This window comes from Bradyrhizobium sp. 172 (genome assembly GCF_023101065.1).
GTDB classification, from domain to species: domain Bacteria; phylum Pseudomonadota; class Alphaproteobacteria; order Rhizobiales; family Xanthobacteraceae; genus Bradyrhizobium; species Bradyrhizobium canariense_D.
Window position 1 is genome coordinate 13640 of sequence record NZ_CP064701.1, and the last position, 16749, is coordinate 30388.

A 16749-nucleotide genomic window follows, 5' to 3' on the forward strand; every position below is an offset into this window, starting at 1 on the left:
TGGCAGCGAATCGAATGTCCGGATGTCTGATCAACGCGTCGTCCTGTGTGGCTGGGCGCCCTTTTAGCGTGATTTCGGCCAAAAGCAGATAACGTTTTTGCGTGAATGATGGTTTGAGGCGGCTCGCCTCACATATGGCTGTCTTCTTCCTCGACCAGGATCTCGCGCTTGCCGGCGTGGTTGGCGGGTCCGACGATGCCCTCCAGTTCCATGCGCTCCATCAGCGATGCGGCGCGGTTATAGCCGATCTGCAGGCGGCGCTGGATATAGCTGGTAGAGGCCTTACGGTCGCGTTTGACGATCGCAACAGCCTGCGAGAACAAATCGCCGCCGCCATCCGCGCCCATGGCGGACGCGTCGAACACCGCGCCGTCCTCGTCTTCGCTGGGTTCTTCGGCCGTGACGGCTTCGAGATATTCCGGCTGTCCCTGCGTCTTGAGGTGGCGCACCACCTTCTCGACTTCCTCGTCCGACGCGAAAGGTCCGTGCACGCGGCTGATGCGACCGCCCCCGGCCATGTAGAGCATGTCGCCCTGGCCGAGCAGCTGCTCGGCACCCATCTCGCCGAGAATCGTGCGGCTGTCGATCTTGGACGTCACCTGGAAGGCGATGCGGGTTGGGAAGTTCGCCTTGATGGTACCGGTGATGACGTCGACCGATGGACGCTGCGTTGCGAGGATCACGTGCAGGCCGGCGGCGCGCGCCATCTGCGCGAGGCGCTGCACCGCGCCTTCGATGTCCTTGCCGGCAACCATCATCAGGTCGGCCATTTCGTCGACGATGATGACGATGTAGGGCAGCGGGTCGAGCGAGAGCTTCTCTTCCTCGTAGATCGCCTTGCCGGTTTCCTTGTCGAAGCCGGTGTGCACCGTGCGCGTCGGCTCTTCGCCCTTGGCCTTCAATTCGAGCAAGCGCGTGTTGTAACCGTCGATGTTGCGCACACCGAGCTTGGCCATGTTCTTGTAGCGCTCTTCCATCTCGCGCACGGCCCATTTCAGCGCGACCACCGCCTTCTTCGGGTCGGTCACGACGGGCGTGAGCAGATGGGGAATGCCGTCATAGACGGAGAGTTCGAGCATCTTCGGATCGACCATGATCAGGCGGCACTGGTCCGGGCGCAGCCGATAGACCAAGCTGAGGATCATGGTGTTGATGGCGACCGACTTGCCGGAGCCGGTGGTACCGGCGATCAGCATGTGCGGCGTGCGTGCGAGGTCGATGATGACGGGATCACCGCCGATGGTCTTGCCGAGGCAGAGCGGCAGTTTCGCAACCGAATCGACAGTCTCCTTGGCGACCAGCAGCTCGCGCAGATAGACCTTTTCGCGATGCGCGTTCGGCAGCTCGATGCCGATGGCGTTGCGGCCCGGCACGACGGCGACGCGCGCCGAGAGCGCGCTCATCGAACGGGCGATGTCGTCGGAAAGTCCGATCACGCGCGACGATTTGATCCCCGGCGCCGGCTCCAGCTCGTACAGCGTGACCACGGGACCCGGATGGGCCTTCACGATCTCGCCGCGAACGCCGAAATCCTGCAGCACGCCTTCGAGCGCGCGCGAATTGGTTTCCAGCTCGGCCTTGCTGAGCGGCTGGCGATCGCCGGCCTTGGGCGCGGCCAGCACCGACACGGACGGAAGCTCGAACTTGTCGGAAGATTTCTTGGAAGCAGCCTTTGGAGCAGCCTTCTTGCGCGGCGCGCGCGCGGCGGGCTCCTCCTCCTCTTCCTCCTCGTGGTCTTCTTCGTGCTCGTCCTCGTCGTGCTCGTCTTCGGACTGCGGCGAGATCGGCGGCGCGGCGCGGCCGCCACCGAGCTTCGGCTCCTGACGGCTGAAGGCAACGGCCTTGGTCTTCGGTCCGCTCGAGACCAGCGAGCGGTAGGCCGCGCCAAGCAACCAGATCAGTCGTGCCTTCGTGCTCATCAAGGCGTGGAACAGCCAGCCCAGCGATACCGAACCGCGATCGCTCTCCTCGTCCAGGTCGAGCGGCTTGTCATCGTCCTCGATCTCAGCGAGTTCGTCGTCATGCTCGCGTGCGCCGAGGCCGCAGGCGATCAGGAAGGTCGCCGCCATCGCGGCGAACAGGATCGTGCCGAGCACGATGCGATAGATCATGCCCGGCGGTCCGAAGATCACCGCGGGCGCGCGAACCAGGGCATCGCCGACCACGCCGCCGAGGCCTGTCGGCAGCGGCCAGGCGCCGCCATGTGGCCAGCAGCTGACGAAGCCCGCCGCGATCACCGTGCAGAGAATCCAGCAGCCGAGCCGCAGCGCCTCGCGGTCGAACGGGCGATGGGTCAGCATGCGCCAGCCCCAGACCGCGACGGTCAGGACCAGCATGATCGCGCCGAGCCCGAGGATCTGCATCGCAAGGTCGGCGCCGATCGCGCCGGCATAGCCGAGAATATTGCGGATCGGCCGCGACGTTGCGTGGCTGAGGCTGGGATCCTGCACTGACCAGGTCATCAGCGCCGCCGAGGCGGCGCCCGACAATGCGATCAGGCCGAGACCGCTGAGCTCGCGCACGCGCCGCGCCAGCCCCTCGCGGATCGAGGGCGGCAGATGGCTGACCAAGGGAATGACACGTTCGATTGTCGACATGCTCATGGGCCCCGCCTAACCCAGAGTCTCGACCAGGCGGTGCAGCGCCTGCGCCGTGGTCTCGCCATCCTGCACAAGCGCAAGGCGAATGTAGCCTGCGCCGGGATTGAAGCCGTCGGGCTGGAGCCGCGCCAGATAGCTGCCGGGCACCACGCGCACGCCTGCTTCCTTGAAGAGTTTCAGGCACACAGACACATCGTCGCCGATTTCGGACGTGTTGAGCCAGACGCAGAAGCCGGCATCGGGCCGGCGATAGCCGTAACGATTGCCGATGATCTGGTCGGCGAGATCGAACTTGATGCGGTAGAGCCTGCGGTTCTCCTCGACATGCGCCTCGTCGCCGTAAGCAACGGTCGCGACATGCTGCAACGGGACCGGCACCTGCGGCGCCGCGATGTTGCGCAATTCGAGGAACATGCCGATGAGTTTTTTGTCGCCGGCGGCGAAGCCGACGCGCAGGCCCGGCAGGTTCGAGCGCTTGGACAGCGACTGGAACGCGACCACGCGGGTGAAATCAGGGCCAGCGCATTCGAGCGCGCTGCCGGGCGCTTCGCGGGTGTAGATCTCCGAATAGCACTCGTCGCTGAGGATCACGAAGCCGTAGCGGTCGGCGAGCTGCTTCAGGCGAATGAAATAATCGCGCGAGGCCACCGATCCCTGCGGGTTGGCGGGCGAGGCCAGATAGAACGCCACCGTGCGCGCCAGCGTCGCCTCGTCGATGGCGTCGAGATCGGGCAGGAAGCCGTTCTCGGCGGTGGTCGGCAGGTAGACCGGCTCGCAAGCAGCGGCGCGGGCGCCGGCGCCATAGACCGGATAGAACGGGTTCGGCATCAGGATCGCGGGCTTGCCGGGACGCGGGCCGACATAGCGCGCAGCCGCGATGGCGGCGAGGAACAGCCCCTCTCGGCTGCCATTGAGGACGAGAATCTCGCTCTCGGGATTGAGCGGTCGCGGCAGCTTGAAACGCGACGACAGCCAGGCGGCCGCGGCCAAGCGGAACGGGTCGGTGCCCTTGTTCGCGGGGTAACGGCCGAAATCGGCGATGTGCTTGGCCAGTACCGGGCCGACGAAATCAGGCACCGGATGCTGCGGCTCGCCGACGGCAAGCGAAATCAAAGGCTTGCCGGGCTGATGCGGTGCCAGCAGCTCGTTCAGCCGGACGAAGGGAGAGCGTTCGCTATCGGAGCTTCCACTGTCCTGCGGCGCACGGGATGAAGCGGTCATAGCCATTCTGGACGCCAGCACTCTTGGAACAGCCGGTCGCAGCACGGCGCCGACGGGAAGCGGTTCAGTTCACCATAGATAGGGCGAGGTTAAGACGCGATTAACCATCGGTCGCCGCCTCGGTCCAGAGCAGGAATAATGAGGCCACGGGCGGCTCTCGGAGCTGGTCATGCCATTGCGAGGGGGTGGACGTCTTGGCGATGTCATGGCCGGGCCTGTCCCGGCCACCCACGGCCTTTCCGACGGCGTCCAAGAACGTGGATGCCGGGACAAGCCCGGGCATGACGGCTTATGACGGCTTTGGCGGATAGGCGTGCCCCGGCAGCTTCTCGAATGTCGCCATGCCCGCGGGGATCGCGTGGAAGTCCTGCTTGTCGCAGGTGTAGATCGCCATCTGCGGATGGAACTGCGCAGGTTCGTCCAGCGTGCCGACCTTCAGGATCGCCGCCGGCAGGCCGGGAACCTTGGTCACCAGATGGGTCCCGCATTGAGCGCAGAATTCGCGCGTGACGGCGCGTTCGAGGTCCTTGCGCGCGAATTGCTTGGGTTGCCCGGTGATGTAGCTGAAGCCAGCCGCCGGCATCGCGATGAAGGTGTTGGGCGCGCCGCCCGAGATGTACTGGCACTCGCGGCAATGACACTGCGCCTGCATCATCGGGTCGCCCTCGGCGACATAGCGCACTTCGCCGCAATAGCATCCGCCTTCCAAACGCATGACGACCTCCCGATTGTTGTTTCTTGTGGTCGATATTTCTGCGCGGGCGGTGTGGAATGGCAATCTTTTTCTTTCGCCTGGACGGACCAAGACAGACCTCCTGCAGCCGGTTCGTGCATCTATCTCTTGGCAAGTCCGCAGCCGTTGAATCCCCGGCCGCGCCAGCACCCGCTGCTCATGCACTCGGCTTCCAGCCGTGGACAAGCGGTTGAAGCGCAATCCGCGCGGCCACCCATACCGACGCATGCCGTGGCGCACCTGCTTCGCATGAACGAACAGCTCATGCCGCTTCCGGTCTGCCGCGGTTGCCCTGCTCCGGCCTGATCTGGCGGCAGCACGGCCGTCTTGTCCTCGCGCTTGGGCGCCCGCTTCGAATCAGGTTGGCCCGGACTTGCAGCGGGGCTCTGTGTCGTCAGCTTGGAGAGTTCCATCCGACACGGTCGGCTGGTATCGGTGCGGACGCCGGCGCCGGTGGTTCCTTTCAGCTCGAGTGCGAGCTTGTACTGATAGGGCGCGCCGGCTGTGCGGCGCAGCGGATCCTTCTCGCCAATCAGCCCGTTGACGGTGACAGTCGCGCTGCCATCCGCTTCGATCTTCCCGTCATAGATTGTGGCACCGGGCTTGCCCTCTTCCCCGGAGAGAGTGTGCAGCACGCCATCCTTGACGCGCAGGGCATACTGGAAATAGGCCTCGGGAAATGGGGGCTTGTTCTCGCAAGTCTCCTTCGCGATCCAGGTTCCATCGAATGCGGTTACGCGCTTGGCGGTGTCTGATGGTTTCGCCAAGGTCTCGACGCGCGATTTCGCCAGATCTGCGAACGCGCAGGCCGGGAAGCGTGCGAGGTGATCCTTGAATGCCGCGAGCGTTCCCAGCGCTTCCGCGCTACGCCAATGGTCTCCGGCCTCCGCGCAGGGATCGACCTGAGGCGTCGCAGGCGACAACGCCGCCGTCTCGGGCTTGCCGTTCAGGTAGAACTCGCCGAAGAACGACAGCGACAGCTCCGGTACTTGCGAGCCTTTGGAGCGCTGGTAGACGCCGGCGCTGATCGTCTGAAATACCGTGTTGACGTTGCCCTTGTCGCCGATGTGCTCCAGGAACGCGCTGGTGTAGGGGCTGTTGCGGCCGCTGCCGTCGTCGGCGGTCCGGCCGGCCTGTGTCGCGTAGGAAATGATGGTGCCCTCGGGACTTTCCATCTTGGCAAGGCCGCGTGAGACGGTGACGCCACGGCCCTGTCCGACGTTTCGCCGCAACTCGTCGGCAAATGGATTGTCGCGGCAGGCGTCGAGCACGAGGATGCGCAGGTTCTTGGCCTGCTGCAGATCCGCCAGGATCTCGTCGGCGCGCACCAGACGGCGCAGATCGACCTCGTCGCGAACGACGGCATCGACAGGCACCAGATAGTTGACGCCGGCGAACTGGAGCGCGTGCCCACTGTAATAGAACAGGGCGACATCGGCGCCGCGGGCCTCACGCGCGAAGCGAAGAATGGTGTCCTGCATGGCGGACTGGTCGAGGTCGGTCGTGACAACAGGATCGAACCCCGATCGCTTGAGGGCCGCGCCGACATCGGCCGCATCGTTGGTCGGATTGGCGAGCGGGGGAACGTTTCGGTAAGCGCCGTTGCCAATCACCAGCGCGACGCGCTTGTCCGCGCGGGCATCGAGGCTCGACAAAGCGAGCAACAGGAAACACCAGACTAGGCAATAGGGCAGACGCATGAAATCCTGCTCCAAACGGGGAGCATGATATTCAGCAAGCTCGCAGCAATGCAATTTAACTTATGACGGCCCAGCGGCACGGGACCAAAAAGAAAGGGGCTCCAACTTGCGCTGGAGCCCCTCAACGGTCGGGACATTGCCGGGTATGTGCCCCAAACCGTAGTTGTGAGCGCGACCTCCGAGGAGGCCGCGCCCGGGAGGAGACTTACATGTTGTAGGCGCGCTCTGTGTGCTCGGTGATGTCGAGGCCTTCACGCTCGCTCTCGACATTGGCGCGGAGGCCAACGATCACATCGACGACCTTGTAGAGAATCGCCGAACCGATGCCCGACCACACCAGCGTGGTGCCGACGCCCCAGACCTGGGAGATCATCTGCGCCGCGAAGTCGTAATCGGCAACCTTCGGCGGGATCGCGGTGTAGTCGATGATGCCCGCACCACCCAGCGCCGGATTGACGAGGATGCCGGTGCCGAGGGCGCCGATGATGCCGCCGACGCAGTGCACGCCGAACACATCGAGGGAGTCGTCGTAGCCGAGCGCGTTCTTCACGACGGTGCAGAAGAACAGGCAGACCACGCCGACCACGAGGCCGAGGACGATCGCACCCATCACGCCGGAGAAGCCGGCGGCAGGCGTGACGGCCACGAGGCCCGCGACAGCGCCGGAGATGACGCCGAGCACCGACGGGTGACCCTTGATGATCCACTCCGCGAACATCCACGACAGCGCGGCGGCTGCGGTGGCGACGAAGGAGTTGGTCATGGCGAGGGCTGCGCCGCCGTTGGCTTCGAGGTTGGAGCCGGCGTTGAAGCCGAACCAGCCGACCCAGAGCAGCGAGGCGCCGATCATCGACATCGTCAGCGAGTGCGGAGCCATCAGCTCCTTGCCGTAGCCGACGCGCTTGCCGATCAGCAGGGCGCCGACGAGGCCTGCGATGCCGGCGTTGATGTGCACCACGGTGCCGCCCGCAAAGTCGATCGCGCCCTTCTTGAAGATCCAGCCTGCGTCGGCGTTGATCTCATCGAGCTTGGCCTGCGCTGCGGTCTTCGCCGCGCCATCAGCCGCAGCAGCCAGAGCCTTGGCTGCGTCCTGGATCATGTCCGGGCCGGGCCAGTACCAGACCATGTGCGCGATCGGGAAGTAGATCAGCGTGACCCAGAGCGGGACGAAGAGCGCGAGCGCCGCGAACTTCATGCGTTCGGCGAAGGCGCCGACGATGAGGGCGGGCGTGATCGCCGCGAAGGTCATCTGGAAGCACATATAGATGAGCTCCGAGATGTTGGCGTCGACCGAGAAGGTCGCGGCCTTCGAGTCGGTGGTGACGCCCATCATGAAGGCCTTGGAGAAGCCGCCGATGAAGTCGGAACCGCCGGTGAAGGTGAGGCTGTAGCCGTACACGGCCCAGATCACGGTGACGACGCAGACGGTGTAGAACACCTGCATCAGGACGGAGAGCATGTTCTTGGAACGGACGAGGCCGCCGTAGAACAGCGCGAGGCCGGGGATCGTCATCAACAGCACGAGCACTGTCGATGTCAGCATCCAGGCGTTGTCTCCCTTGTTGACCGTTGGCTCGGCGTAGGCTGCGGTCGCAGCGAACAGGCCGACTGCGAGAGCCGCCAATCCCGCGCCATAGGGACGCTTAAACGTCATTTCATTTACTCCTGATTGAATTTTGATTGAGCGCGAAATCAAAGGGCCGCAGCATCGGCCTCGCCGGTGCGGATGCGAACCGCATGGTCGAGATTGATGACGAAGATCTTGCCGTCGCCGATCTGTCCGGTTTTCGCGGCGGTCGTGATGGCGTCGATGGTCTTGTCGACCTGGTCGGAGGCGACAGCGACCTCGATCTTGATCTTGGGCAGGAAGCTCACGGCATATTCGGCGCCGCGATAGATTTCCGTATGGCCCTTCTGGCGGCCATATCCCTTGACTTCCGTCACCGTGAGACCGTGAACGCCGATGGCGGTCAGGGCGTCACGGACTTCTTCCAGCTTGAATGGCTTAATAATCGCCATAACAATTTTCATGGGTCCTATCCCCGCTTGGGCCCGGTCCGGACGTGGCCGGGCGCTTCTCGACTGGTTCGCCACGAGGGAGAAAGTTCACTACGCGGGCACAGCCAGGACCCTTAGAATCAAATGCCGTGCCAGATCGGGCGTGTTGCCTAACGGACTATGAAAACGGGTGTTTTCGCGTTTGACGCGTAGTGCCGTGCAGTGCGCCATTACGCCGCGCTCAATACCTGACCATGCCTGATTAAAATACAGGCACGACAGGCTGTCGACACATTGGTGCTCACACGTAGGGCAGCAGAAAGGTATTTCCGTAAGGCGCGCGCCTATTGCAGGGCTTGTCGTGCCGCGAAATATCGGGCCCGTCGCACTTGTGCTCACGGAATGCGCGCAACCGGCCAACCTGCTTGAGCGGGCGAGGCTTGCCGGACGGGTCCCCGGCAGGGACCGTCAGGCGGCGCTGCGTTCCGCGAAGACCCGGTCGATCAGGCCCCAGTCGACCGCCTGCTGCGCGGTCATGAAATGGTCGCGGTCCAAGGTCCGTTCCACGTCCGGTTCGGGGCGCCCGCAATGCTGGGCATAGAGCCGGATGATGCGCCGCTTGGTTTCCTGCATTTCGGTGGCGTGGATCAGGATGTCGGACGCCTGGCCCTGAAAGCCGCCGAGCGGCTGATGCACGTGAAGGCTCGCATTGGGCAGGGCGGCGCGGTGACCGGGCTCGCCGGCCATCAGCAGAAACGAGCCCATCGAGCGCGCGGTGCCCATGCACAGCGTATGCACCGGCGCCTTGATGAATTGCATGGTGTCGTACATCGCAAGGCCGCTGGTGACCACGCCGCCATAGGAATTGATGTAGAGATTGATCGGCTTGTTCGGATTCTCCGCCTCCAGAAACAGGAGCTGCGCGCAGACCAGTCCGGACATCGCATCATTGACCTCGCCATTGAGGAAGATGATGCGCTCGCGCAACAGGCGCGAATAGATGTCGAAGGATCGCTCGCCGCGGGCGGATTGTTCGACGACCATAGGGACGAGCTGAAGCATGTCGCGCATCGGCGACCTCCATTTTCTGCGGGTGATGAAGTGGTGTTGGTGTCAGGCGGCCGCGCGCATCAGGCAGCCATTGCTGTTGGCCGGCTGCGGCAGCTTCATACGGATCTCGCAGGCTTGCTGGATGATGCGAAAGCGGGTGCCGCCATCCTCGTTCGGCTCGATCCGGAAGATGACATGGCTTTCGCGAAACGGCGGTTCGGAATCGCGCAGCCGGTAGCGCACCTCCTGGCCCGGGATCGCTGATTCCGGCTCGGCGCCCGCAAGATCGCAATCCGGCAACCAGCGCTCGCGCAAAGCCGGAATGGTCACCGCGCGCCAGACCTTGGCCGGCGGCGCATCGAATTCATATTCGAGCACCAGGTCTGTTTTGAGCGCCAAGTCTGCGTCGGAGGGATCAGGCTTCACGGCGTCGCTCATTGATCCATCTCCTTCAAGAGATCGGCGAGGGCATCCATGCGTTTCGGCCAATAGGCGCGGTAGCGCGCAAGCCAGGCCCCGATCGCGGAGATTCCTTCGGGATCGACTTCGTAATTCACAAAGCGGCCCTGCCGCTGTTCGCGCACCAGGCCCGCGCCGCGCAGCACCGCGAGATGCTGCGACATCGCCGGTTGGCTGATCTCCAATCCGTCGCGCAAGGCGCTGGCATTCAGGCTTCCGCCGGCAAGCTTCTCAAAGACCTTGCGGCGGGTCGGGTCGGCCAGCGCTTTGAAGATGTCGGCTTCGATCATGGCGACACATAAGCATACGCTTATGTGTTGCGCAAGCCCAATTACTGCAGCGCCTCGCCGTGCTGCGAAATATCCAGCCCCTCGAGTTCGTGCTCGCGGGAGACCCGCAACGGCACGAACAGACCGACCAGCTTGAGCAGGACGAAGCTCATGCCTGCCGACCAGACGAAGGTGACGGCGACCCCGTAGAGCTGGATAAGAAGCTGCTGCGGATGGCCTTCGAGCAGGCCGGCGGTGCCGCCGATCGCGCTCGTTGCGAACACGCCGGCCAGCAGGGTCCCGGTCATCCCGCCGATGCCGTGGACGCCGAACACGTCGAGCGAATCGTCATAGTCGAAGCGGTGCTTCAGCCAGGTGCAGGCCCAGTAGCAGACGAGGCCTGCGATCACGCCGATGACGATGCCGTGCCAGGGCGCCACGAATCCCGAGGCCGGCGTGATGGTGCCGAGGCCGGCCACCGCGCCGGAGATCATGCCGAGCACGGACGGCTTGCGCCGCGTCGACCATTCGATCGCGCCCCAGGTCAGCGCGCCGGAGCAGGCTGCGAGATGGGTCGCGATGATCGCCATCACCGCGCGAGAATTGGCTGCGCCCGCCGAGCCGCCGTTGAAGCCGAACCAGCCGACCCACAACAGGCCGGTGCCCATCACCGCGAGCGACAGATCGAATGGCGAGAGATTTTCCGTGCCGTAGCCATGACGGCGTCCCATCACCTTCGCCGCGACGAGGCCGGCGGTGCCGGCCGACAGATGCACCACGAGGCCGCCGGCGAAATCCAGCACGCCCATTCCGGCGAGGAAGCCGCCGCCCCACACCCAATGCGCGAGTGGAATGTAGACGAAGATGAACCAGGCCACGGAAAAGAGGAGATAAGCGGAGAACCGCATCCGGTCGGCCACCGCGCCCGCGACCAGCGCCACCGTGATGATCGCAAACGTCATCTGGTACAGCATGAACAGCGCTTCCGGGATCGTCTTCGCCGCCGGGTTGACGCTGTCCATGGTCATACCGGAGAGAAACCAGCGGTCGAGCGTGCCGATCCACGGGCCGTCGCCGACGAAGCACAACGAATAGCCGAACGCGACCCAGAGAATGGAGATGATCGTCACTGCGGCGAGGCTCTGCGCCATGGTGGCGAGGACGTTCTTCTTGCGCACCATGCCGGAATAGAACAGCGCGAGCCCCGGGATCGTCATCATCAGCACCAGCGCGGTGGCGACGATCATCCAGGCGGTGTCGGCAGTGTTGATCTCGGAGCCCGCGGCACGCGCCGGCGAAGCCATGATCGACCCAAGCCCGATCGGCGCGGCGATAGCAGCCGCGCGGCGCAACAATCCCGCCATGTCGTTTCCCCCAGCTATTGATTGTGTCGCACGCCGTGGCGCCGTTGCCCGGTGCGATCGAAGAAGAGCGTTGTCGAGCGAAGCGGTTACCGGTTCGCGAAAAGAAAACGCGTCAAAGCAAAAATCTAGAGCGCGTCGCTGTCGGTCTCGCCGGTGCGAATGCGGGTCGCGTGATCGATCGGCGTGACGAAGATCTTGCCGTCGCCGATCTGGCCGGTGCGCGCGGTCGCGGTGATGACCGCGACGGCCTTCTCGGCGATATCGGAGGCAACCGCGATCTCGATCCGCAGCTTCGGCAGGAAATTCACGACATATTCGGCGCCGCGATAGATCTCGGTGTGGCCCTTTTGGCGGCCATAGCCCTTCACTTCGGTCACGGTCATGCCGTGGACGCCGATCGCCGTCAGGGCCTGACGGACCTCATCGAGCTTGAAGGGTTTGATGATCGCGACGACGAGTTTCATGGTCAGGCCTATTCCCCGGGATGCGCCGCGCCGTATGTCCCCGGCGCAGCGTCAATCTGGCATCTTTCCGGGCAAATGGCATAAAAAACTTGCAGATTGAAGCGGAAAATCGTTGGGCCATGTGAACGGCCGCCTCTGTACAGGGCAGCCGTTCATCCTCCACAATGCGTTTTTGGCATGGATGCGATGAACCCAAGCGTCGCGGCCGGTACAAAACTATGTTCGAGGGGGACGCTTCATGGCGAGTTGGTTCTACGCATCCGAGGGCAAGCAGCAGGGGCCCTATCCGGAAGGGCAATTCCGTGACCTCGTCGCCCAGGGAGTCGTGCGTCCGGATACGCTGGTGTGGTCGGACGGCATGGCCGGCTGGCAGAAGGCGGCCGAAATCCCCGGCCTGATCGGCGGGGGCGGTGCGCCCCCGATGATGCCGGCTGGCGGCCCGCCGATGATGGGCTCCGGGGGCTACGGCGGCGGTGGCGCCGGAGGATCGCTGGCGGTCGATTTCGGCATCCTCGAGTTCACCTGGCGCAGCATCGTGATGCTGATCGGCATGTGCTTCATCATCCCGGTGCCGTGGGTGTTCGTCTGGTACACGAAATGGATCGTGTCCTGCGTGAAGGTCCCCGGGCGGCCCAATCTCAGCTTCACCGGCAATGCGATGGCGCTGGTGCCCTGGTATTTCGGCTTCATCGTTCTGGCGGTCGTGATCGGCTACATCGGCGTTCCCTTGCTGAGCAATTTGCTGTTCATCGCCCAGCTCGTTCTGTACTGGCTCCTGATCAAATGGATGGTCGCGAATCTCGCCTCCAATGGGCAGCCGCTCGGCCTGAGCTTCACCGGCACGGTTTGGGCCTATGTCGGCTGGAGCCTGCTGTTCGCGATTTCCATCATCACCATCATCGGCTGGGCCTGGGTCGCCGCGGCTCAGATGCGCTGGTTCTGCCGCAGCATCGAAGGCACGCGGCGCGAGATCGTGTTCAACGGCAGCGGTCTCGGGATTCTCTGGCGGGGCATCGTGGCCGCATTCCTGTGCGGCTTCATCATCCCGATCCCGTGGGTCTATCGCTGGATCATGAACTGGTTCGCGTCGGAGACGGTTCTGGCTCCGCGGGGATCGCTCCGGGCCTGACCTCGAAAGGCACAAGCGCGATCGATCGTGCTTGTGCCTCTTAGGCTCTCCGTTCGCGCACCGAGCCTTCCTGCGCGACGGAGGCCACCAGCGTGCCGTCAGGCTTGAAGATCGAGCCGCGGGTCAAGCCGCGGCCGCTTCGCGCGCTCGGCGAATCCTGTGCGTAGAGCAGCCATTCGTCGGCGCGGAACGGGCGGTGAAACCACATCGCGTGGTCGAGGCTCGCGGGCATCATGCGCTTGTCGAACAGGGTGCGGCCGTAGCGCGCCATAATCGCATCGAGCAGCGAGAAGTCCGACGCATAGGCCAGCGCGCACATGTGCAGCGCCGGATCGTCCGGCAGCGTTGCCGCGGTCTTGATCCAGACATGGATGCGGCCGTCCTCGATCCTCTCACCGAAATAACGGCCGAGCTCGACCGGGCGCAGCTCGATCGGACGGTCGGATTCATAATAGCGGCGGATGAACTCCGGCATCTCCTTGAACATCGGCTGCTTCGCGACTTCCTCCGCCGTCAGCTTTTCCGGCGGCGGCACGTCGGGCATCTTGTCCTGATGATCGAACGCGCTCTCTTCCTCCGCGTGGAACGACACCATGATCGAGAAGATCGCGTTGCCATGCTGGATCGCGGTGACGCGTCGCGTCGAGTAGCTCTTGCCGTCGCGCAGGCGCTCGACCTGATAGATGATCGGGATCTGCGGATCGCCCGGCAGGATGAAATAGCAATGCAGCGAATGCGGCAGCCTGCCCTCGACGGTGCGGCACGCTGCAACCATCGCCTGTCCGATCACCTGGCCGCCGAACACCCGCTGCCAGCTGGTCTTCGGACTGTTGCCGCGGAACAGATTCACCTCGAGTTGTTCGAGGTCGAGGATCGAGATGAGGTCGATCAGGCTCTTGGACATGGATTTCAGCTTTCGCCTTGCCGCCCCGGGGTTCGCTGCTCCGGATCGACACAATGGGGGCTATCCGCCCTTGTTTCACCGCACTGTTTCGCCCACCTCAAGTCTGCTAGCAAGGCCAGGATTTAGCCGGGAATTGGGTATGTCGGTACAGGGTAGCATTGTCATCGGTGGCGGCGCGTTTGCGGGCCTGGCGCTGGCCCTGGCGCTGCGCCAGGGGCTCGGCCCCGAGATCCCCGTCATCGTCGCCGACCCCGCGCTCTCCACACGTCCGAGCCGGGACCCGCGCGCGACCGCGATCGTGGCCGCCTGCCGCCGCCTGTTCGAGGCGATCGGCGCCTGGGACGACGTCAGGGGCGAGGCGCAGCCGATCCTCGACATGATTGTCACCGATTCCAAGCTGGAAGACGCCACCCGTCCGGCGTTCCTCAACTTTGCCGGCGACGTCGCGCCGGGTGAGCCCTTCGCGCATATGGTCGAGAACCGCCGCCTCATTGATGCGCTGGTGGTGCGCGCCGAGGCCGAGGGCATCGATCTCCGCGCGACCACAGTGTCGTCTTACGACGCGCGGGCCGAAGGTATCGACGTGACGCTCGGTGATGGCAGCGTGATTGCAGCGAGCCTCCTGGTTGCGGCCGACGGTGCGAAGTCGAAACTGCGCGAGCGCGCCGGCATCGCCACCCACGGCTGGGAATATGATCAATCCGGCATCGTCGTCACTGTCGGCCATGAGCGCGATCACGAAGGCCGCGCCGAAGAGCATTTTCTGCCGGCGGGTCCGTTTGCTATCCTGCCGCTTTCGGGCAAGCGCTCCTCGCTGGTATGGACCGAGCGCCGCAGCGAAGCCGCGCGTATCGTTGCGTTGAGCGATGGGGAATTTCACGGCGAGCTCGAGCAGCGCTTCGGCCTGCATCTCGGCGAGGTGAAGGCGCTCGACAAGCCGCGCGCGTTTCCGCTGTCCTATTTCGTCGCACGCTCCTTCATTGCCCAGCGCCTCGCGCTGGTCGGCGATTCCGCCCACGTCATCCACCCAATCGCGGGCCAGGGTCTCAACATGGGGCTGAAGGACGTCGCCGCGCTGGCCGAGGTCGTGGTCGATGCCGCGCGGCTCGGCATGGATATCGGCGGCGTCGACGTGCTCGAACGTTATCAGCGCTGGCGCCGCTTCGACACCATGGCCATGGGCGTTGCCACCAACTCGCTGAACTTCCTGTTCTCCAACCAGTCCACCTTGCTGCGCACCGTCCGCGACATCGGCCTCGGCCTCGTCGATCGCGCCCCGCCGCTGAAGAATCTTTTTATCCGCCAAGCCGCGGGTTTGACCGGTGAGATACCGCGGCTGTTGAAGGGCGAGGCGCTGTAGGATTTTCGGTAGCCCGGATGGAGCGCAGCGTATTCCGGGGCCGCTGCGTCATACGAGGAACCCCGGATTTCGCTGCGCTCCATCCGGGCTACAAGTCTCTCATCGGGCCACAAGTCCCTCAATCGATCTTGCGGGCCTCTTCCGGCAGCATGATCGGGATGCCATCGCGGATCGGATAGGCGAGCTTGGCGCTGCGCGAAATCAGCTCCTGCTTTGCAGCATCGAACTCCAGCGGACCCTTGGTCAGCGGGCAGACCAGAATCTCCAGCAATTTGGGATCGACGCTGGCTTCGGGGCGTTCGGTGGGCGCGTTCATGGGGGTCTCCGACGGTCGGTTGCCTCTAGCATAAAAAATCGTAGCAGCCCATCGCGTCGCCTCAAGCGGCAACCATCCGCAGAATCTCGTCGAGCAGGCCCTCAAGCCGCGCGGCCGGCGCTGGCGGGCCCGACAGGGCGAAGCCGAGAAACGTCCAGTACAGGATTTGCGCGCGGGCTCGCGCTGTCGCCGCCTCGAACCCGCGCTTCCTCAGCAGCTCCTCGATATAGTCGAGCCTGCGCCGGTCGATGGCACGCACCGCCGTTTGTGCCGCCGCATCGAAGGCCGCCCAGTTCCGCACCGCGCGCTCGAGGTCGAGCCGCGCGCCAAAAGTCCTGCGCAGCAGCGCTTTCAGCGGCTCGTCGCTGTCCGCCTCGACATCGGCGATGATCTGCTCGGCCGCGATCTCGCGCCAGCGCTTCAAGAGAGCAGCATGGAATGCGCCGAGATCGGCGAAATGCCAATAGAAGCTGCCGCGCGAGACCCCCATGGCTTTTGCCAGCGGATCGGCCTTCAGCGCGGTGAAGCCGTCTCGCGCGAGCGCCTTCAGTCCCTGTTTGATCCAGTCGTCGGCGGTCAGCTGTTCGGCCATGTCGGGTTCCGGATGCAAACATACACTAGTGTATTGACAGCCGGCAGGCCAGCGCCTATCCCACCATACATAACTGTATGGACCATATTTGCAGGGAGCTTTGACGATGCGTGATCTCTTGCTCCAGTGCGCCGGGGTCTTGACCATTGCCGTGGCCCTCATTCATGGCATTCTCGGCGAGACCAAGGTCTTTGCCCGCGCCCGCATCGAGCCGGAGCGGCTCCGCACCCTGATCCGCCTGGTCTGGCAGGCCTCGACCGTCGCCTGGATCGGCGGCGGTGTGCTCCTGATCGCGGCGCCCTGGATGCAATCGGAGCCAGCGCGTCACTGGATCGTCGTCACCATGGCCGGTGTGTTCGGCTTCTCCGCTCTCGCCAACGCATGGGCCACAAGCGGCCGGCATTTTGGATGGATGGCGCTCACCGCCGTCGTCGTCATGGCGGTTGCTGGCTACTGAGCTTGCGCGTCGGGATCAGCCTGCTGTCAAACCGTGAGACGTAAGGCCGCAGTGTCGTCTCAAATGCGCGCTGCATACGGAGAGCGCTGAACTTTTTCGGATCGTTAGAATAACTCTAAAGCGAACTGGCCGC

17 protein-coding genes are annotated in these 16749 nt (G+C 64.2%); 3 read left to right on the forward strand and 14 right to left on the reverse strand.

The annotated features are described in order from the left end of the window. Window positions 1-128: 128 nt before the first annotated feature. The 11 genes from IVB07_RS00070 to IVB07_RS00120 all read right to left on the reverse strand — a co-directional run bounded on the left by IVB07_RS00070 (window position 129) and on the right by IVB07_RS00120 (window position 11858). Complete coding sequence (locus IVB07_RS00070) at window positions 129-2603, reverse strand: DNA translocase FtsK (protein ID WP_026233856.1); 2475 nt, start codon at window positions 2601-2603, stop codon at window positions 129-131. Window positions 2604-2612: 9 nt separating this feature from the next. Then, entirely contained in the window at window positions 2613-3827 is a 1215-nt protein-coding gene (locus tag IVB07_RS00075; protein ID WP_247360592.1) for an aminotransferase class I/II-fold pyridoxal phosphate-dependent enzyme, read from the reverse strand. Window positions 3828-4110: 283 nt separating this feature from the next. Next, a complete protein-coding gene (locus IVB07_RS00080; protein ID WP_247767433.1) occupies window positions 4111-4536 on the reverse strand; it encodes a GFA family protein in 426 nt (141 codons plus the stop codon). Window positions 4537-4655: 119 nt separating this feature from the next. After that, the gene (locus IVB07_RS00085; RefSeq protein WP_039801002.1) at window positions 4656-6254 is read right to left on the reverse strand and encodes a caspase family protein; all 1599 of its coding nucleotides are present in this window, start codon (window positions 6252-6254) and stop codon (window positions 4656-4658) included. Window positions 6255-6459: 205 nt separating this feature from the next. Then, complete coding sequence (locus IVB07_RS00090) at window positions 6460-7908, reverse strand: ammonium transporter (RefSeq protein WP_018459661.1); 1449 nt, start codon at window positions 7906-7908, stop codon at window positions 6460-6462. A 38-nt stretch (window positions 7909-7946) separates the two neighbouring features. Then, window positions 7947-8285, reverse strand: a complete 339-nt coding sequence (locus tag IVB07_RS00095) for a P-II family nitrogen regulator (RefSeq protein WP_007598642.1) — start codon at window positions 8283-8285, stop codon at window positions 7947-7949. A 435-nt stretch (window positions 8286-8720) separates the two neighbouring features. Further along, the gene (locus tag IVB07_RS00100; protein WP_018459663.1) at window positions 8721-9323 is read right to left on the reverse strand and encodes an ATP-dependent Clp protease proteolytic subunit; all 603 of its coding nucleotides are present in this window, start codon (window positions 9321-9323) and stop codon (window positions 8721-8723) included. Between the two features lie 42 nt (window positions 9324-9365). Next, a complete protein-coding gene (locus tag IVB07_RS00105) occupies window positions 9366-9740 on the reverse strand; it encodes an SRPBCC domain-containing protein (protein ID WP_018459664.1) in 375 nt (124 codons plus the stop codon). Continuing rightward, window positions 9737-10051, reverse strand: coding sequence for a metalloregulator ArsR/SmtB family transcription factor (locus IVB07_RS00110; protein WP_018459665.1), 315 nt, complete (start codon window positions 10049-10051; stop codon window positions 9737-9739). Before IVB07_RS00110 ends, IVB07_RS00105 begins: the two co-directional genes overlap by 4 nt. Window positions 10052-10092: 41 nt before the next feature. Beyond that, on the reverse strand, window positions 10093-11394 hold the full coding sequence (locus IVB07_RS00115) for an ammonium transporter (protein ID WP_018459666.1): 1302 nt from the start codon (window positions 11392-11394) through the stop codon (window positions 10093-10095). Window positions 11395-11519: 125 nt separating this feature from the next. Next, window positions 11520-11858 carry a P-II family nitrogen regulator gene (locus IVB07_RS00120; RefSeq protein WP_007598647.1) on the reverse strand — a complete coding sequence of 113 codons (339 nt, stop codon included), beginning with the start codon at window positions 11856-11858 and terminating at the stop codon, window positions 11520-11522. A gap of 238 nt (window positions 11859-12096) precedes the next feature. Between IVB07_RS00120 and IVB07_RS00125 the strand changes: the two genes are divergently transcribed. Continuing rightward, a complete protein-coding gene (locus IVB07_RS00125) occupies window positions 12097-12987 on the forward strand; it encodes a DUF4339 domain-containing protein (protein WP_018459667.1) in 891 nt (296 codons plus the stop codon). Between the two features lie 40 nt (window positions 12988-13027). Here IVB07_RS00125 and tesB read toward each other — a convergent pair whose 3' ends face one another. Next, on the reverse strand, window positions 13028-13891 hold the full coding sequence (gene tesB, locus IVB07_RS00130) for an acyl-CoA thioesterase II (protein WP_018459668.1): 864 nt from the start codon (window positions 13889-13891) through the stop codon (window positions 13028-13030). 139 nt (window positions 13892-14030) lie between these two features. Here tesB and IVB07_RS00135 point away from each other — a divergent pair, with 139 nt between their 5' ends. Beyond that, entirely contained in the window at window positions 14031-15251 is a 1221-nt protein-coding gene (locus IVB07_RS00135) for a ubiquinone biosynthesis hydroxylase (protein ID WP_018459669.1), read from the forward strand. Between the two features lie 118 nt (window positions 15252-15369). Here the strand turns inward: IVB07_RS00135 and IVB07_RS00140 are convergent, their stop codons facing one another. Both IVB07_RS00140 and IVB07_RS00145 read right to left on the reverse strand, forming a co-directional pair. Continuing rightward, a complete protein-coding gene (locus IVB07_RS00140) occupies window positions 15370-15567 on the reverse strand; it encodes a Trm112 family protein (RefSeq protein WP_018459670.1) in 198 nt (65 codons plus the stop codon). 61 nt (window positions 15568-15628) lie between these two features. Next, a complete protein-coding gene (locus IVB07_RS00145) occupies window positions 15629-16159 on the reverse strand; it encodes a TetR/AcrR family transcriptional regulator (protein ID WP_018459671.1) in 531 nt (176 codons plus the stop codon). 106 nt (window positions 16160-16265) lie between these two features. Here IVB07_RS00145 and IVB07_RS00150 point away from each other — a divergent pair, with 106 nt between their 5' ends. Further along, window positions 16266-16616, forward strand: a complete 351-nt coding sequence (locus IVB07_RS00150; RefSeq protein WP_018459672.1) for a hypothetical protein — start codon at window positions 16266-16268, stop codon at window positions 16614-16616. Window positions 16617-16749: the final 133 nt, after the last annotated feature.

Excerpts from the sequence above, each read along its gene's own strand:
- IVB07_RS00070 (WP_026233856.1), bottom strand. The coding sequence starts at position 2,603 with ATGAGCATGTCGACAATCGAACGTGTCATTCCCTTGGTCAGCCATCTG.
- IVB07_RS00075 (WP_247360592.1), bottom strand. The coding sequence starts at position 3,827 with ATGGCTATGACCGCTTCATCCCGTGCGCCGCAGGACAGTGGAAGCTCC.
- IVB07_RS00080 (WP_247767433.1), bottom strand. The coding sequence starts at position 4,536 with ATGCGTTTGGAAGGCGGATGCTATTGCGGCGAAGTGCGCTATGTCGCC.
- IVB07_RS00085 (WP_039801002.1), bottom strand. The coding sequence starts at position 6,254 with ATGCGTCTGCCCTATTGCCTAGTCTGGTGTTTCCTGTTGCTCGCTTTG.
- IVB07_RS00090 (WP_018459661.1), bottom strand. The coding sequence starts at position 7,908 with ATGACGTTTAAGCGTCCCTATGGCGCGGGATTGGCGGCTCTCGCAGTC.
- IVB07_RS00095 (WP_007598642.1), bottom strand. The coding sequence starts at position 8,285 with ATGAAAATTGTTATGGCGATTATTAAGCCATTCAAGCTGGAAGAAGTC.
- IVB07_RS00100 (WP_018459663.1), bottom strand. The coding sequence starts at position 9,323 with ATGCGCGACATGCTTCAGCTCGTCCCTATGGTCGTCGAACAATCCGCC.
- IVB07_RS00105 (WP_018459664.1), bottom strand. The coding sequence starts at position 9,740 with ATGAGCGACGCCGTGAAGCCTGATCCCTCCGACGCAGACTTGGCGCTC.
- IVB07_RS00110 (WP_018459665.1), bottom strand. The coding sequence starts at position 10,051 with ATGATCGAAGCCGACATCTTCAAAGCGCTGGCCGACCCGACCCGCCGC.
- IVB07_RS00115 (WP_018459666.1), bottom strand. The coding sequence starts at position 11,394 with ATGGCGGGATTGTTGCGCCGCGCGGCTGCTATCGCCGCGCCGATCGGG.
- IVB07_RS00120 (WP_007598647.1), bottom strand. The coding sequence starts at position 11,858 with ATGAAACTCGTCGTCGCGATCATCAAACCCTTCAAGCTCGATGAGGTC.
- IVB07_RS00125 (WP_018459667.1), top strand. The coding sequence starts at position 12,097 with ATGGCGAGTTGGTTCTACGCATCCGAGGGCAAGCAGCAGGGGCCCTAT.
- tesB (WP_018459668.1), bottom strand. The coding sequence starts at position 13,891 with ATGTCCAAGAGCCTGATCGACCTCATCTCGATCCTCGACCTCGAACAA.
- IVB07_RS00135 (WP_018459669.1), top strand. The coding sequence starts at position 14,031 with ATGTCGGTACAGGGTAGCATTGTCATCGGTGGCGGCGCGTTTGCGGGC.
- IVB07_RS00140 (WP_018459670.1), bottom strand. The coding sequence starts at position 15,567 with ATGAACGCGCCCACCGAACGCCCCGAAGCCAGCGTCGATCCCAAATTG.
- IVB07_RS00145 (WP_018459671.1), bottom strand. The coding sequence starts at position 16,159 with ATGGCCGAACAGCTGACCGCCGACGACTGGATCAAACAGGGACTGAAG.
- IVB07_RS00150 (WP_018459672.1), top strand. The coding sequence starts at position 16,266 with ATGCGTGATCTCTTGCTCCAGTGCGCCGGGGTCTTGACCATTGCCGTG.